The sequence below is a fragment of the Kitasatospora sp. NPDC057940 genome, from assembly GCF_042887425.1.
Lineage (GTDB): Bacteria > Actinomycetota > Actinomycetes > Streptomycetales > Streptomycetaceae > Kitasatospora.
Genome location: NZ_JBHVPH010000006.1, coordinates 77,979 through 92,590, shown reverse-complemented (window position 1 = coordinate 92,590; position 14,612 = coordinate 77,979). Strand labels below are relative to the sequence as shown.

Annotated in this window: 12 protein-coding genes; 7 read left to right on the top strand and 5 right to left on the bottom strand. The window is 72.8% G+C overall.

Annotated elements, in window-relative coordinates; translation table 11 throughout:
• The first annotated feature begins 6 nt into the window (after positions 1 to 6).
• Genes ACFVTF_RS12540 through ACFVTF_RS12515 form a run of 6 tightly spaced genes read left to right on the top strand, consistent with a single transcriptional unit; the run spans position 7 to position 6,463 of the window.
• On the top strand, positions 7 to 978 hold the full coding sequence (locus ACFVTF_RS12540) for a carbon-nitrogen hydrolase family protein (protein ID WP_350879099.1): 972 nt from the start codon (positions 7 to 9) through the stop codon (positions 976 to 978).
• Positions 975 to 2,156 (top strand): cupin domain-containing protein, encoded by a 1,182-nt coding sequence (locus ACFVTF_RS12535; RefSeq protein WP_387812742.1) that lies wholly within the window; start codon positions 975 to 977, stop codon positions 2,154 to 2,156. Before ACFVTF_RS12540 ends, ACFVTF_RS12535 begins: the two co-directional genes overlap by 4 nt.
• Before the next feature lie 55 nt (positions 2,157 to 2,211).
• Positions 2,212 to 3,114, top strand: coding sequence for a fumarylacetoacetate hydrolase family protein (locus ACFVTF_RS12530; RefSeq protein WP_387812740.1), 903 nt, complete (start codon positions 2,212 to 2,214; stop codon positions 3,112 to 3,114).
• Between the two features lie 48 nt (positions 3,115 to 3,162).
• The gene (locus ACFVTF_RS12525; protein WP_387812738.1) at positions 3,163 to 3,921 is read left to right on the top strand and encodes an Asp/Glu racemase; all 759 of its coding nucleotides are present in this window, start codon (positions 3,163 to 3,165) and stop codon (positions 3,919 to 3,921) included.
• 53 nt (positions 3,922 to 3,974) lie between these two features.
• Positions 3,975 to 4,829, top strand: coding sequence for a PaaX family transcriptional regulator C-terminal domain-containing protein (locus ACFVTF_RS12520; protein ID WP_387812735.1), 855 nt, complete (start codon positions 3,975 to 3,977; stop codon positions 4,827 to 4,829).
• Positions 4,826 to 6,463 (top strand): amidohydrolase, encoded by a 1,638-nt coding sequence (locus ACFVTF_RS12515; protein WP_387812732.1) that lies wholly within the window; start codon positions 4,826 to 4,828, stop codon positions 6,461 to 6,463. Before ACFVTF_RS12520 ends, ACFVTF_RS12515 begins: the two co-directional genes overlap by 4 nt.
• Here the strand turns inward: ACFVTF_RS12515 and ACFVTF_RS12510 are convergent.
• The 5 genes from ACFVTF_RS12510 to ACFVTF_RS12490 all read right to left on the bottom strand — a co-directional run bounded on the left by ACFVTF_RS12510 (position 6,460) and on the right by ACFVTF_RS12490 (position 13,112).
• Complete coding sequence (locus ACFVTF_RS12510; RefSeq protein ID WP_387812729.1) at positions 6,460 to 7,047, bottom strand: hypothetical protein; 588 nt, start codon at positions 7,045 to 7,047, stop codon at positions 6,460 to 6,462. The genes ACFVTF_RS12515 and ACFVTF_RS12510 overlap by 4 nt on opposite strands.
• Positions 7,048 to 7,128: 81 nt before the next feature.
• Positions 7,129 to 9,522: an ATP-binding cassette domain-containing protein gene (locus tag ACFVTF_RS12505; RefSeq protein WP_387812726.1), complete on the bottom strand. Its 2,394-nt coding sequence runs from the start codon at positions 9,520 to 9,522 to the stop codon at positions 7,129 to 7,131.
• A gap of 284 nt (positions 9,523 to 9,806) precedes the next feature.
• Positions 9,807 to 10,721 carry a carbohydrate ABC transporter permease gene (locus ACFVTF_RS12500; protein ID WP_371522973.1) on the bottom strand — a complete coding sequence of 305 codons (915 nt, stop codon included), beginning with the start codon at positions 10,719 to 10,721 and terminating at the stop codon, positions 9,807 to 9,809.
• A gap of 5 nt (positions 10,722 to 10,726) precedes the next feature.
• Positions 10,727 to 11,707, bottom strand: coding sequence for a carbohydrate ABC transporter permease (locus tag ACFVTF_RS12495; RefSeq protein WP_063350256.1), 981 nt, complete (start codon positions 11,705 to 11,707; stop codon positions 10,727 to 10,729).
• Between the two features lie 94 nt (positions 11,708 to 11,801).
• A complete protein-coding gene (locus ACFVTF_RS12490; RefSeq protein WP_387812722.1) occupies positions 11,802 to 13,112 on the bottom strand; it encodes an extracellular solute-binding protein in 1,311 nt (436 codons plus the stop codon).
• 438 nt (positions 13,113 to 13,550) lie between these two features.
• Between ACFVTF_RS12490 and ACFVTF_RS12485 the strand changes: the two genes are divergently transcribed.
• Positions 13,551 to 14,444, top strand: coding sequence for an IclR family transcriptional regulator (locus tag ACFVTF_RS12485; RefSeq protein WP_387812719.1), 894 nt, complete (start codon positions 13,551 to 13,553; stop codon positions 14,442 to 14,444).
• Positions 14,445 to 14,612 lie beyond the last annotated feature (168 nt).

The window sequence follows — 14,612 nt, the reverse complement described above, 5'->3', positions numbered from 1 at the left end:
GGAACCATGCCGGACCTGCCCCGCTTCACCGCCGCGGCCGTCCAGGCCGCCCCCGTCTACCTGGACCCGGCCGCCACCGTCGACAAGGCCGTCGCCCTGATCCACGAGGCGGCCGGCCACGGCGCCGCCCTGGTGGTCTTCCCCGAGGTCTTCGTCCCCGGCTACCCGTACTGGAACTGGACGATGAACCCGGTGCAGGGCTCGCCCTGGTACGAGCGCCTCTACCGCGCCGCCGTCGACGTCCCCGGCCCGTACGTCGACACGCTGCGCGCCGCCGCCCGGCAGGCCGGCGTGGTGCTGGTGATCGGCGTCAACGAACGCGGCCGGCACAGCCTCGGGGTGCTCTACAACACCCTGCTGATCATCGGAGCGGACGGAGAACTCCTCGACGTGCACCGCAAGTTGGTGCCGACCTGGGCCGAGAAGCTGACCTGGACGCCCGGCGACGGCAGCTCCCTGCGGGTGCACCGCACGGCCGTCGGCCCGCTCGGCGCGCTCGCCTGCGGCGAGAACACCAACACCCTGGCCCGCTTCACCCTGCTGGCCCAGGGCGAACTCGTCCACGCCGCCAGCTACATCGCCCTGCCGGTGGCCCCCGAGGACTACGACATGGCGGAGGCGATCGCGCTGCGCGCCGCCGCGCACTGCTTCGAGGGCAAGCTGTTCACCGTGGTCTCCTGCTCCACCATCTCGCCCGAGATGGTGGACCTGATCGCCGGCGACGACCACCAGGTGCGCAAGCAACTCGCCCGCCCGCGCAGCGCGTTGTCCGGCGTCTTCGGCCCCGACGGACGCCCGGTGGGCGAGCCGCTGGTGGACGAGGAGGGCATCGTCTACGCCGAGATCGACCTCGGCCGGTGCATCCAGCCCAAGCAGATGCACGACATCGTCGGCCACTACAACCGCTTCGACGTCTTCCGGCTGCACGTGGACAACCGCCCGCTGCGGCCGCTGGTGTTCCCGGAGGAGCAGGCATGACCAGCCACGACGGCACGACCGACCGCCACGGCACCACCGACCCCCACGGCAGCGCCGACCAGGGGCGCGCGGCCGACCACGACGACGACCGGATCGGCCGCGCCAGGGTCACCGACAGCCCCGAACTCACCGCCTACTACGAGGAACTGGCCGAGCACGAGGCCGGCGCCCTGTGGACGGTGGCGAACGAGATCGAGCCCTGGTACCCGCAGCCCAGGTCGGTGCCGGTGCTCTGGCGCTACGCCGACCTGCGCCCGCTGGTCCGCAAGGCACTGCCGCTGGTCAAGGCCGACGACGCCGGCCGCCGGGTGGTGATGCTGGTCAACCCCGGGCGCCGCGAACTGAGCGCCGCCGTCGGTCTGCTGTACACCGGCCTCCAGATCATGGGCCCCGGCGAGGCGATGACCGCGCACCGCCACCAGGCCGCCGCCCTGCGCTTCGTCCACGAGGGCACCGGCGCCTGGACGGTCGTGGACGGCCAGAAGCTCAGGGTCGGCCCGCGCGACTTCGCCATCACGCCCAACAACTCCTGGCACGAGCACGGGAACGAGTCCGACGACGCCCCGGTGATCTGGCAGGACGGCCTGGACATCCCGCTGGTCAACATGCTCGACGCGAACTTCTACGAGGTCCACCCGGAGCTGTACCAGCGGCCCGGCCCGGTGGTGAACTCCTCCCTGCTGAGCTACGGCGGCAACCTCCTCCCGTACGGCGTCGAGACCTGGAGCAGGCCCTACTCCCCCCTGCTCGGCTGGCCCTGGGAGCCCAGCTACCACGCGCTGTGCCAACTCGCCCGCGCCACCGGGGGATCGCCGTACGACGGCGTCATCATGGAGTACACCAACCCGGTCACCGGCGGCCCGGTGATGCCGACCATGGCCGCCCACCTGCAACTGCTGCGCCCCGGCCAGGCCACCCGCGCCCACCGCCACACCGGCTCGGTGGTCTACACGGCGGCCAAGGGGCGGGGTGTCTCGGTGATCGCCGGACGGCGCTTCGCGTGGCAGCAGGGCGACGTCTTCGTCGTCCCGTCCTGGGCCTGGCACGAGCACGCGAACCTCGACCCCGGCGAGGACGCCTGCCTGTTCTCCTTCAACGACTTCCCGGTGATGCACTCGCTCGGCCTCTACCGCGAGGAGGCCCACCCGGCACACGACGGGCACCAGGGCCCGGCCTGACCCGCAGGAAAAGCCCCGGCCCACCACCGCCCGGCACCCCCAAGGAGCCCCGACCATGCACCTGTTGACCTACTGCGCGGACGGCGACGAGACCCCGCGCCTCGGCGCCCGGCTCGGCGACCGGGTCGCCGACCTGACCGCCCTCGCCACCGCCGCCGGCACCCGGCTGCCCGACGACCTGCTCGGCCTGGTCCGGGCCGGCGAGGCCGCGCTGACCACCGCCCGCGCGCTGCTGGCCCACGCCGGCCCCGGCCACCCCGCCGTCCGCCCGCTCGCCGAGGTGTCGCTGCGCGCGCCCCTGCGGCCCGGCAAGATCGTCGGCGTCGGCCTCAACTACGTGGAGCACGTCGCCGAATCGCACCGCACCCTGGACACCGAGCGCGAACTGCCCGACCGGCCCGTGCTGTTCAGCAAACCCTCGACCGCCGTCACCGGCCCGGGCCAGCCCATCCGGCACAACGCCGACCTCACCAAGCAGCTCGACTGGGAGTGCGAACTCGCCGTGGTGATCGGCGAACCGGCCTTCCGGGTGGCCGAGCGGGACGCCTGGCGGCACGTCTTCGGCTACAGCATCGTCAACGACGTCAGCGCCCGCGACCAGCGCCGCTCCGGGCAGTGGTTCTTCTCCAAGGGGCAGGACAGCTACGCGCCGTTCGGCCCGGTCGTGGTCACCGCCGACGAGATCCCCGACCCGCAGGACCTCGACCTCTCGCTCAGGGTCAACGGCGAGCTGCGGCAGGACTCCAACACCCGCCACATGCTGTTCGGCATCGCCCGCCTGATCGCCGACATCTCCTCCGGCGTCACCCTCGAACCGGGCGACGTGATCGCCACCGGCTCCCCGTCCGGCGTCGGCGCCGGCCTGGTGCCGCCGCAGTTCCTCCAGCCCGGCGACCTGGTCGAGGCCACCATCGAGCGGATCGGCACCCTCGCCAACCCGGTGGTCGACGCCCGCTGAGCGGAGCACCCAACCCCGGCCAGCTCCCGAGAGGAGCCCCAGCACCCCATGACCACCTACCGGATCGGCCAGATCGTCCCCAGCTCCAACGTCACCATGGAGACCGAGGTCCCCGCCCTGCTGCGGGCCCGCGAGGCGGTCGCGCCCGAGCGGTTCACCTTCCACTCCAGCCGGATGCGGATGACCAGGGTCACCCCCGAGCAACTGCGCGCCATGGACGCCGAGTCCGACCGCTGCGCGGCCGAACTCTCCGACGCCCGGGTCGACGTGCTCGGCTACGCCTGCCTGGTCGCCGTGATGGCCACCGGCCCCGGCTACCACCGCGAGGCCGAACAGCGCCTGCACCGGCGCACCGCCGAGAACGGCGCCCCCGCCCCCGTGGTCACCAGCGCGGGCGCCCTGGTGACCGGCCTGCACACGCTCGGCGCCGAGAAGGTCGCCCTCGTCACCCCGTACCTGCGGCCGCTGGCCAGGACCGTGGTCGACTACCTGGCCCACGAGGGCATCGAGGTGCTCGACTACGCGGCCCTGGAGATCCCCGACAACCTCGACGTGGCCGCCCACGACCCGGCACGGCTCCCCGCCATCGCCCGGCGCCTCGCCCACGCCGAGGCCGACGCCGTGGTGCTCTCGGCCTGCGTGCAGCTGCCCTCGCTGTCCGCCGTCGAGGAAGCCGAACAGCAGCTCGGCAAGCCGGTCGTCTCGGCGGCGATCTGCACCACCCACCAACTGCTGCGCGCCCTCGGCCTGCCGGCCGTCGCCCCCGGCGCCGGGCACCTGCTCTCCGGCGCCTACGCGGACGCCTGACGCCGGGCCCCCACCGCTATGATCACCACGAGCTGCCGGGGAGGAGGCGCACCATGTCGGAGAGCACGACCCGGCCCAGCTCCCTCATCCACACCGTGTACGGCGAGTTCGTGCGCCGCCTCGGCGGCTGGATCTCGATCGCCGACCTGATCGCGCTGATGGCCGAACTCGACGTCGACGGCCCGGCCGTGCGCTCGGCCATCTCCCGGCTGAAGAAGGCCGGCACCCTGTTCCAGGAGCGCCGCGACGGCACCGGCTACCGGCTCGCCCCGGCGATGGACCCGGTGTTCGAGGAGGGCGACCGCCGGATCTTCCACAGCCTGGAGCCCGCCGAACTCGCCGACGGCTGGGTGGTCGCGGTCTTCTCGGTGCCCGAGTCGGAGCGCGCCCACCGCCACCAGCTGCGCTCCCGACTGAGCTGGCTCGGCTTCGGCAACGCCGCCCCCGGCGTCTGGCTGGCGCCCGCCCGGCTGCTGCCGGACGCCCGGCGGCTGCTGGAGCGCCTCGGGCTGAGCGCCTACGTGCACCTGTTCCTGTCCGCCGAGTACGCGGGCTTCGCCGAACTGCGCACCGCGGTGGCCGGCTGGTGGGACTTCCCGGCGATCGAGGCGCAGTACGCGGCCTTCGACGACGCCTGGCGCCCGGTCGCCGCCGAACTGCGCGGCCGGCCGCGGGTCGACCCGGTCGAGGCGTTCCGCGACTACGTCCCGATGCTCACCCAGTGGCGCCGGCTGCCCTACCTGGACCCGGGCCTGCCCGAGCCGCTGCTGCCCGCCGACTGGAACGCCGTCGCCGCGCGGGCCGTCTTCACCGAGCTGCACGCGCTGCTCGCCGAGCCCAGCCTGCGGCACGTCGAGAAGGTCACCGGCCTGCCGGCCGACGCCCCACCCCACCAGGAGCCGCGATGACCGACCCCGCCCCCGCCGACCTCCTCGTCCGCGCCGCCGCCGTCCACACCCTCGTCCCCGGCCGGCCGCCGCAGCGGGCGATCGCCGTCACCGGGGCACGGATCACCGCCCTGTCCCCCGACCCGCACGGCCTGGACGACCTGATCGGACCGGCCACCGAGGTCCTGGACGCCCCCGCCGCGACGGTGCTGCCCGCCTTCGACGACACCCACACCCACCTGATCCTGGCCGGCCACAGCGTCCACGGCGTCCCCGTCCACCGGGCCCGCGACCTCGCCGCCTTCCTCGGCCTGATCCGCGAACGCGCCGCCCGCACCCCGCCCGGCCAGTGGATCCACACCACCGTCAACTGGCAGGAGGTGCTGCTCGCCGAGCAGCGGCTGCCCACCACCGCGGAACTGGACGAGGCCACCGTCGACCACCCCGTCCTGGTCCGCCGCGGCGCCTACAACATGGTGCTCAACTCGGCCGCGCTGCGCCTCGCCGGCATCACCGACGACACCCCCGACCCGCCCGGCGGCCTGCTCGAACGCGACGACCGGGGGCGGCTCACCGGGCGGCTGGTCAACAAGGCGGTCGAACTGGTCGAGCGGGTGCTGCCGCGCCCCGCGCTCGCCGAACGGGTGGCCGGCCTGCGCGCCGCCTCCGCCGACTACGCCGCCACCGGCATCGGCACCGTCCGCGACTGCCTCGTCCCGGTCGAGGACCTCGACGTGCTGCTCGCCACCCGGGCCGTCGGCGCGCTCGCCGTCCGGGTCCGGGCGCTGGTCTCCGGCTTCGCCGCCCGCACCCCCGAGCAGGTCGACGAGCTGCTGGACCGGATGGACGCCTGGCGCGCCGCCGGCGAGGACGACGACCTGCTGCGGCTGTGGGGGGTGAAGTTCGGCATCGACGGCGGCTTCGAGGCCGGCGCGCTGGAGGAGCCGTACCAGGACCGGCCCTGCTACCACGGCCGGCTGCTCTGGGAGCCGAAGGAGCTGGTCGCGGCCGTCGACCGGGTGGTCGGGCGCGGCTGGCGGGTCGGCGTGCACGCCTGGGGCGACCGCGGCCTGCGCACCCTGCTGGACGTCTTCGAGGAGGTGCTCGGCCGGCGCCCCGACCTGCCGCCCGGCACGCTGGTGGTCGAGCACGGCGGGCTGGCCCGGGCCGACCAGCGGGCCCGGGCGATCGCGCTCGGCATCCCCGTCACCGTGCAGCACCCGCTGCTGCACGACGGGGCGCTCGCCCAGCAGCGGGCCTGGGGCGAGGAGCGGACCGCCGGGATCTTCCCGCTGCGCGAATGGCTCGACGAGGGCGCGCTGCTGGCCGCCGGCTCGGACTTCCCGGTCGGCCCGTACGGCGCGATGGTGTCGGTGTGGGGCATGACGACCCGCCGGACCACCGCCGGGGTGGTGGGGCCCGAGCACGCCGTCGACCGGGCCGAGGCGGTCGCGCTGCACACCGTCCACGCGGCCCGGCTGATGGGCGAGAGCGCCGAACGCGGCAGCCTGCGGCCGGGGGCGCTCGCCGATCTGACGGTGTGGCCGGTCGACCCGCTGAGCTGCCCGGTCGACGTGCTGTGCGAGCTGCGGCCCGAGCGCACGGTCGTCGGCGGGCGGACCGTCCACCCGGCCCAGGCCCAGGCCCAGCCCTAAGGACCGTCCGGCCGGACCTCCTGGAGCAGCCCCCAGGTGAAGTCGGCGGTGCACGGGCGCGCCCTCCCGTCGGCGTCCGGGGCGGTGAAGTCCAGCTGGAAGCGGGTCGGCGCGCTGCCCTCGCGCGGCCGGGCGGGCGGGAACGCGGCGCCCAGGTCGGCGACCACGCAGCTCCACGGCGCGAGGTCGGCGAGGGTGCGCAGCCCGGGCGCCGGGGCGTCCGGGCCGCGCACCAGCCACTCGTTCAGCAGCGGCCGCCCGGCCTGCGCCGGACCGAGCAGGCTCTCGAAACGCAGCTCCGGCCAGAGCGGCAGCGCCCACTGCCGCGCGGTGCAGGCGAGGTCCCCGATCCGGCGCGGCACCACCGCCTGCGGCGGGCCGAGGACGGCGGCGCAGCGGTCGGCGCCGCGCGGGAACCGGGGCGAGCGGACCATCGCCTGCCAGCGCTTGTTCGCCTCCCGCATGGTGGCCCGGGTCGCGCCGAGCCGCCGCACGGCCTGCTCGACCAGTTCCGGGTTGAAGTCGGCCATCCGGCGCAGCAGCACGAGCTGGAACTCGGTGGCCCCGAAGCCGTGGATCGCCATGGCAGCAGGGTAGTGCCCGGGGCGTGGCACCACCCTGCCGCCGAAGCGTTCGACCGCCGAACAGTTCGACCGCCGGGGCCGTCAGCCCCCGACGTAGGCCGCGAGGTGCTCGCCGGTGAGGGTGGAGCGGGCGGCGATCAGGTCGGCGGGCGTGCCCTCGAAGACGATCCGGCCGCCGTCGTGGCCGGCGCCCGGACCGAGGTCGATGATCCAGTCGGCGTGCGCCATCACGGCCTGGTGGTGCTCGATGACGATGACCGACTTGCCGGAGTCCACCAGCCGGTCGAGCAGCCCGAGCAACTGCTCGACGTCGGCGAGGTGCAGGCCGGTGGTCGGCTCGTCGAGGACGTAGACGCCGCCCTTCTCGGCCATGTGGGTGGCCAGCTTGAGCCGCTGCCGCTCGCCGCCGGACAGCGTGGTGAGCGGCTGGCCGAGGCTGAGGTAGCCGAGCCCGACGTCGGCGAGGTTGGCGAGGATGCGGTGCGCGGCCGGGATGCGGGCCTCGCCGGTGCCGAAGAACTCCTCCGCCTCGGTCACCGGCATCGCGAGCACCTCGCTGATGTCGCGGCCGCCGAGGTGGTACTCCAGCACCGAGGCCTGGTAGCGCTTGCCCTCGCACTCCTCGCAGGTGCTGGCCACGCCGGCCATCATCGCCAGATCGGTGAAGACCACCCCGGCGCCGTTGCAGTTGGGGCAGGCGCCCTCGGAGTTGGCGCTGAACAGGGCCGGCTTGACGCCGTTGGCCTTCGCGAAGGCCTTGCGGATCGGCTCCAGCAGCCCGGTGTACGTCGCCGGGTTGCTGCGCCGGGAGCCTCGGATGGCGCCCTGGTCGACGGACACCACGCCCGCGCCCTTGGGGATCGAGCCGTGCACCAGCGAGCTCTTCCCGGAGCCGGCCACGCCGGTGATCACGGTCAGCACCCCGAGCGGGATGTCGACGTCGACGTCGCGCAGGTTGTTCGCCGTCGCGCCGCGGATCTCCAGGGTGCCGTTCGGCTCGCGCACCGCCTTTCGGACGGCGGCCCGGTCGTCGAAGTGGCGGCCGGTGACGGTGCCGCTGGACCGCAGCCCCTCGACGGTGCCCTCGAAGCAGACCGAGCCGCCCGCCGTCCCGGCGCCGGGGCCGAGGTCGACGACGTGGTCGGCGATCGCGATGGTCTCCGGCTTGTGCTCCACGACCAGCACCGTGTTGCCCTTGTCCCGCAGCCGCAGCAGGAGTTCGTTCATCCGCTGGATGTCGTGCGGGTGCAGGCCGGTGGTGGGCTCGTCGAAGACGTACGTGACGTCGGTGAGCGCCGAGCCGAGGTGCCGGATCATCTTGACCCGCTGCGCCTCGCCGCCGGACAGCGTGCCGGAGGGCCGGTCGAGCGAGAGGTAGCCCAGCCCGATCTCCACGAACGAGTCGAGGGTGTGCCGCAGGGTCCCGAGCAGCGGCGCCACGGCCGGCTCGTCGAGGTCGCGGACCCAGGCGGCCAGGTCGCTGATCTGCATCGCGCAGGCGTCGGCGATGCTGGTCCCGCCGATCAGCGACGACCGGGCCGCCTCGCTGAGCCGGGTGCCCCCGCAGTCGGGGCACGCGGTGAAGGTGACCGCCCGGTCGACGAACGCCCGGATGTGCGGCTGCAGCGCGTCCCGGTCCTTGCTGAGCATCGACTTCTGGATCTTCGGGATCAGCCCCTCGTAGGTGAGGTTGACCCCGTTGACCTTGACCTTGGTCGGCTCGCGGTGGAGGAAGTCCTGCATCTCCTTCTTGGTGTACCTGCGGATCGGCTTGTCCGGGTCGAGGAAGCCCGAGTTCGCGTAGATCCCCACCGTCCACCAGCTGTCGGTCTTCCAGCCGGGGATGGTGATCGCGCCCTCGGAGATCGACTTGGTGTCGTCGAAGAGCTGGGTGAGGTCGATGTCGGAGACGCTGCCGCGGCCCTCGCAAGGCGGGCACATGCCGCCGGTGATGCTGAAGCTGCGCCGCTCCTTGACGGTCTTCCCGCCGCGTTCGACGGTGACGGCGCCCGCCCCGCTGATCGAGGGGACGTTGAAGGAGAACGCCTTGGGCGAGCCGATGTGGGGCTGCCCGAGCCGGCTGAAGAGGATCCGCAGCATCGCGTTGGCGTCGGTGGCGGTGCCGACCGTGGAGCGGGGGTCCGCGCCCATCCGCTGCTGGTCGACGATGATCGCGGTGGTCAGCCCCTCCAGCACGTCGACCTCGGGCCGTGCCTGGGTCGGCATGAAGCCCTGGACGAAGGCGCTGTAGGTCTCGTTGATCAGCCGCTGCGACTCGGCGGCGATCGTGTCGAACACCAGGGAGCTCTTGCCGGAGCCGGAGACGCCGGTGAACACCGTCAGCCGCCGCTTCGGGAGCTCGACGCTGACGTCCTTGAGGTTGTTCTCGCGCGCGCCGTGCACGCGGATCAGGTCGTGGCTGTCGGCACCGGGTACCGCCGGCGGCTGCGCGGCCGTCCTCGTGGGCTTGCTCATCGTCTTCCCCATCTGTGCGGCGGAACCGCCGTCGCGGTGGCTGATCGCCGGCCGCCGCACCGGGGAGCGGAGCCCCGTCCACCGGTGCCGGCCAGACATGGCGGAAGCCTAACCGCCGTCCCCGGGACGGCCCGGCCGGTGGGCCTGCGGCCCGGCGTCCGGTACCGGCCGCACGGCGTGGCACGACCGCCGGGGCGGCCGGACGGGGGGAGCCCGCCCGACCGCCCCGGTCGGCATCAGTCCTTCACCGCGCCGGTCGGCAGTCCTCACCGCCCCGGTCGGCGTCAGTCCTTCACCGCGCCCGCCAGCCCGGACACCAGCTTGCGCTGGACCGCGATGAAGAAGATCAGCACCGGCACCGTCATCAGCGTCGACGCCGCCATGATGCCGCCCCAGTCGTTCTCGTCCGGCTTGAAGAAGACCAGCAGCGCGGACGGCAGGGTCTGGTTCTGGGTGGCGCTGATGATGAAGGTCTTCGCGAAGACGAAGTCGTTCCACGCGGCGATGAAGGAGAACACGCTGGTCGCGGCGAGGCCCGGTGCCACCAGCGGCAGCAGGATCCGCCACAGGATGCGGGTGCGGCTGGCGCCGTCGATCTGCGCGGCCTCCTCGATCGACACCGGGACGGCCGCGACGAAGCCGCGCATCATCCAGATGCCGAACGGCAGCGAGAACGCCAGCTGCACCAGGATCAGCGAGGCGAGGGTGTTCAGCCCGATGCCCGGCGCGAACCGGCCGGCGTCGCGGAACATGAAGAACAGCGGGATGGTGAGCGCCTCGACCGGGATCATCTGGGCGATCAGGAACATCACCATGATGGTGGTGCGGAACCTGAACCGGAACCTGGTCACGGCCACCGCCGCCAGGAACACCACGACGGCCGAGAGCACCACCACCGACACCGCGATCACCAGGCTGTTCACGAAGTACCGGCCGAAGCCGTCCACGCTGAGCACCTGGCGGAAGCTCTCCAGCGTGGGGTGGGCCGTCCACGGCTTCGGGTCCAGCGACCGCACCTCGCCCTTGGGCTTGAACGCGGACAGCACCATCCAGAAGATCGGGAAGGCGGTGACCACGGCCAGCACGATCGCGCCGGTGTTGGCGGCGAACCGCCAACGGCCTCGGGTGTTGCGGGTGGTGCGGCTCCGGGGGGTGCCGGTTCCGCCGGTGCCGGTCCGGGAGTCCCGGACGGGGTTCAGGACGCTCACAGTTCGTTCCCCGTCCGTCGCAGGGTGCGGATGTAGAGGACCGTCGGGATCACCAGGATCAGCAGCATGATCACGCCGATCGCCGCGCCGAGCCCGTACTGCGAGGAGGCGAACGCCTTCTGGTACGCGTACACGTTGAGCACCAGGTTCTGGCCGGCGATGCCGCCGCCCTCGGTCATCACGTAGATCTGGGTGAAGACCTTGAAGTCCCAGATCACCGACTGGATCACCACGATGGTCAGGATCGGCCGCAGCATCGGCGCGGTGATCCGGCGGAAGGTCGTCCAGGTGTTGGCGCCGTCCAGGGCGGCGGCCTCCATGATCTCCTCCGGGATCGCCCGGATCCCCGCGTAGAGGGTGACCATCACGAAGGGGAAGGAGTGCCACACCACGACGGCGCCGACGATCAGGAACGCCGTCCACTTGTCGTAGAACCAGTTGAACTCGTGGAAGCCGGTGAGCCCGAGCTTCACCAGCGTGTGGTTGACCAGGCCGAGGTTGGTGTCGAACAGGAAGCTCCACACCGTCGAACCGGTCATCGCCGGCGCCGCCCAGGCCGCCATCGCGGCGGTGGTCAGCACCAGCCGGGGCCACCGCCCGACCTTGGTCAGCAGGACGGCGAGGGTCGCGCCGACGGCCAGGGTGGCGACCACGCAGAACGCGGCGAAGCCGACCGTCTGCAGCAGCACCGACCAGAACTGGCCGTCGCTCAGGATCTTCGAGTAGTTGCCGAAGCCGACGAAGGAGGTCGGGGCGCCCCCGGAGGCCTGGGCCTGCCCGAAGTCCAGCACGGACAGCAGGCCCAGCTGGTAGATCGGGTAGGCGACCAGCGGGATCAGGATGACCGCGGCCGGCAGGAGCAGCAGCAGCGGGGGCCGGCGGCGCCGGCCGCCCGAGGGTGCGGCCGGCGCCGTGCCCCCACGGCGCCCGCGCGGGGAAGGCGGCGCCGTCGGGGCGGTCGTGGTGGATGCGGACACGTGCGGGACCTGCTCTCTTCCGCGGACCAGGAGGTCGGTGCGGGACCAGGAGGTGGTACGGGACCAGGGGTTGAAGGTGGGTGCGCGGCCGCCGTCAGTGCGCGGCGAAGGCCGAGGTGATCTGGTTCGCGGCGTCGCCCGAGGCCTTCGCCACGTCCGCCTTGCCGGTGACCACCTGCTGCAGCATGGTCGGGATCACCGCCTGGGCGTCGATCTGCGCCCACGCCTGGTCGAGCGGGACGAACCTGGTGCCGGCCGCGATGGTGTCGGTGAACGGCTTCAGGAAGGCGTCCTTGGCGGCGACCTTGCCGCTGACGGACTTGAGCGTCGGCAGGTTGCCCATCGCGTCGTACATCTGCTCCTGGTACGCCGGGCCCGCCAGCAGTTCGGCGAATTCGAGGGCGAGCGTGCGGTGCTTGGCCGCCCTCATCACGCCGAGGTTGTTGCCGCCCGCGAACGCCGGGGCGATCGAGCCGGCCTTCTCCCCGGGCAGCGGCACCACGCCGTACTTGCCCTTCACCGGGCCCCCGTCGACCTTGCTGCGGCTGGAGTTGGGCAGGATCGCCATCGCCGACTTGCCGGCCGCGAACAGGTCGACGGTCTTGCCGCCGGTGAGGTCGGCGCACTGCTGGGCGGGGCAGCCGTCGGCGCCGAAGAGATCGGTGTAGCGCTTGATCCCGGCCTGCGAGGCGGGCGAGTTGATGGCCGCCTTGTACGCGGAACCGTCCTTGGCGGCGATGTCGCCGCCCGCGTCCCAGACGAACGGCAGCGCCCCGAAGGTGTACTTGCCGCCGACGGCGATGCCGAAGGTGTCGGGGTTCGCCGCGTGGATCTTCTGGGTGGCGGTGACCAGTTCGGCGTACGAGGTCGGCGGGGTCAGCCCGGCCTCGGTGAACAGGTCGCTGCGGTAGTAGAGCGCGCGCACGGCGACCCACCAGGGCAGGCCGTACGTCTTGCCGTCCACCACGGCGGTCTTGACGATCGCCGGGTCGAGGTCGCCCTTGTCCTGCCACTTGTCGAGGTCGGCGCCGATCTCGGCGAGGCCGCCGGCCGCGACGTAGCCGGGGAGGTCGGTGTTGCCGAACTCGACCAGGTCCGGGGCGCTGCTCGGGTCGTTGAAGGCGCCCTTCATCTTGGCCGCGCGGGCGGAGGCGTCGGTGTCGATGTAGCTGACCTTGACGGTGACGCCCTGGTGGGAGGCCTGGAACTCGCTCACCGCCTTGCCGACCACGGCCTCCTTGGCCGCGTTGCCCGCCTCGTTGTACAGCCAGACCTGGAGGGTGCCGGTCCGGTCGTCGGCGGCCTTGTCGCCGGCCGGCGCGGCGGTGCCCGGCGCGCAGGCGGTCGCGGCGAGGCAGCTGGCGGCGAGCACGGCAGCCGCGGCAGTCCGTCTGATGAGTCGCATGGGTGGAGAACCTCCCCTCCCGACAGTTGCCGCCGAGACGTGCGCCGCTGGGGACGGGTACGTCGAAGCAGGCCCTGACCGGGGCCGATGGTGGGTGTGGGTGGAGGACGGCCCGGACGCGTTGGGGGCGTCCCGGGCAGGCCGGTACGGGGGTGCGGCAGAGCGGACCGTTCGGGTGGGGCGGCGTCGCCTGCTCGATGGCAGGGACGTTAAGCGCGGGCGATCGGCGCCAACAAGAGGGGGTTCGGGAAGTTTTGCACTGCACAACGTTGTGTCGAAGAAGCGGCGTTGCGGACGCGAACGGGTACCTTCTGACAACCGCCGCCGTCGAGCGGGGGGAACACCGGCAGAACGCGGCCGCAGCACGCGACAGCAGTACACGGCAGCAGCACGCAGCAGTAGCACTCGACAGCGGAACGAGACAGGGACGGACCACCCATGACGGAGACGGGGCCCGACGCGGAGACCGAGCGACCCGCGGGCACGGCGGCCGACAGACCCACCGGCGCGGCGGCCGAACGCCCCACGGGCGCGGCCGCCGGGCGCAAACCCGCGACCGAACGCAACCAGTCGTCCTCGCTGCGCCGCGCGCTCGCCGTCCTCGGCCACGTCCGCGACCACAGCGACGGGCGCGGCGTCCCGCTCGCCCAACTCGCCGAAGCGCTCGACCTCAACAAGAGCACCGTGCTGCGGCTCGCGGGCCCGCTGCTCGACGAGCACCTCCTCGACCGCGACCGCGAGACCGGCTGGTTCCGGCTCGGCCACGGCTCACTGCGACTCGGCCAGGCCTACCTCTCCACCCTCGACCTGCGCAGCGTCGCCGCCGAACACCTTCGCCGGCTCCAGCGCGAGGCCGGCGAGACCGTCCACCTGACCGTCTGGCAGGCCCCCGGAATCGTCTACCTGGACAAGGTCGAGGACGAGACCAACGTCCGCATGGCCTCCCGCGTCGGCAGCCGGGCCCCCGCCTACTGCACCGCCACCGGAAAGGCCATCCTCGCCTGGCTGCCCGACGAGGCCGTCACCGAGGTCGTCGCCGCGGGCCTGCGCCCGGTCACCGCCTGGACCATCTCCGATGAGACCCGGCTGCGCGCCGACCTCGCCCGGATCCGCGCCCGCGGCTACTCCATCGACGACCGCGAGAACGAACCCGAGGTCCGCTGCGTCGCCGCACCGATCTTCGACCACGCCGGCGAGGTCACCGCCGCCCTGTCGGTCTCCGGCCTGACCTCCCGCATGACCGCCGCCCGCGTCCGCGCCCTCGGCCCCGTCGTCGCCCAGGCCGGACTGCGGATCTCCCGCGAACTCGGTTCCGACCGCCAGCCGTCCTGACCGCGCACCGAAACAGCCCGGAAAAGCGAATGAGGTCCGGCACCTTTTGAAAGGCGCCGGACCTCATCCGACTATTGGAGCGCCAGGCCCGGGTCGCACGGACTCTTCCTACTGAAAGTAGGACGTGCTCTGGTAGCACCACTGACGCCTGACGAGGAATCATCTCCC

Coding starts and splice junctions, on each gene's coding strand:
- ACFVTF_RS12540 (WP_350879099.1), top strand. CDS start 7: ATGCCGGACCTGCCCCGCTTCACCGCCGCGGCCGTCCAGGCCGCCCCC.
- ACFVTF_RS12535 (WP_387812742.1), top strand. CDS start 975: ATGACCAGCCACGACGGCACGACCGACCGCCACGGCACCACCGACCCC.
- ACFVTF_RS12530 (WP_387812740.1), top strand. CDS start 2,212: ATGCACCTGTTGACCTACTGCGCGGACGGCGACGAGACCCCGCGCCTC.
- ACFVTF_RS12525 (WP_387812738.1), top strand. CDS start 3,163: ATGACCACCTACCGGATCGGCCAGATCGTCCCCAGCTCCAACGTCACC.
- ACFVTF_RS12520 (WP_387812735.1), top strand. CDS start 3,975: ATGTCGGAGAGCACGACCCGGCCCAGCTCCCTCATCCACACCGTGTAC.
- ACFVTF_RS12515 (WP_387812732.1), top strand. CDS start 4,826: ATGACCGACCCCGCCCCCGCCGACCTCCTCGTCCGCGCCGCCGCCGTC.
- ACFVTF_RS12510 (WP_387812729.1), bottom strand. CDS start 7,047: ATGGCGATCCACGGCTTCGGGGCCACCGAGTTCCAGCTCGTGCTGCTG.
- ACFVTF_RS12505 (WP_387812726.1), bottom strand. CDS start 9,522: ATGAGCAAGCCCACGAGGACGGCCGCGCAGCCGCCGGCGGTACCCGGT.
- ACFVTF_RS12490 (WP_387812722.1), bottom strand. CDS start 13,112: ATGCGACTCATCAGACGGACTGCCGCGGCTGCCGTGCTCGCCGCCAGC.
- ACFVTF_RS12485 (WP_387812719.1), top strand. CDS start 13,551: ATGACGGAGACGGGGCCCGACGCGGAGACCGAGCGACCCGCGGGCACG.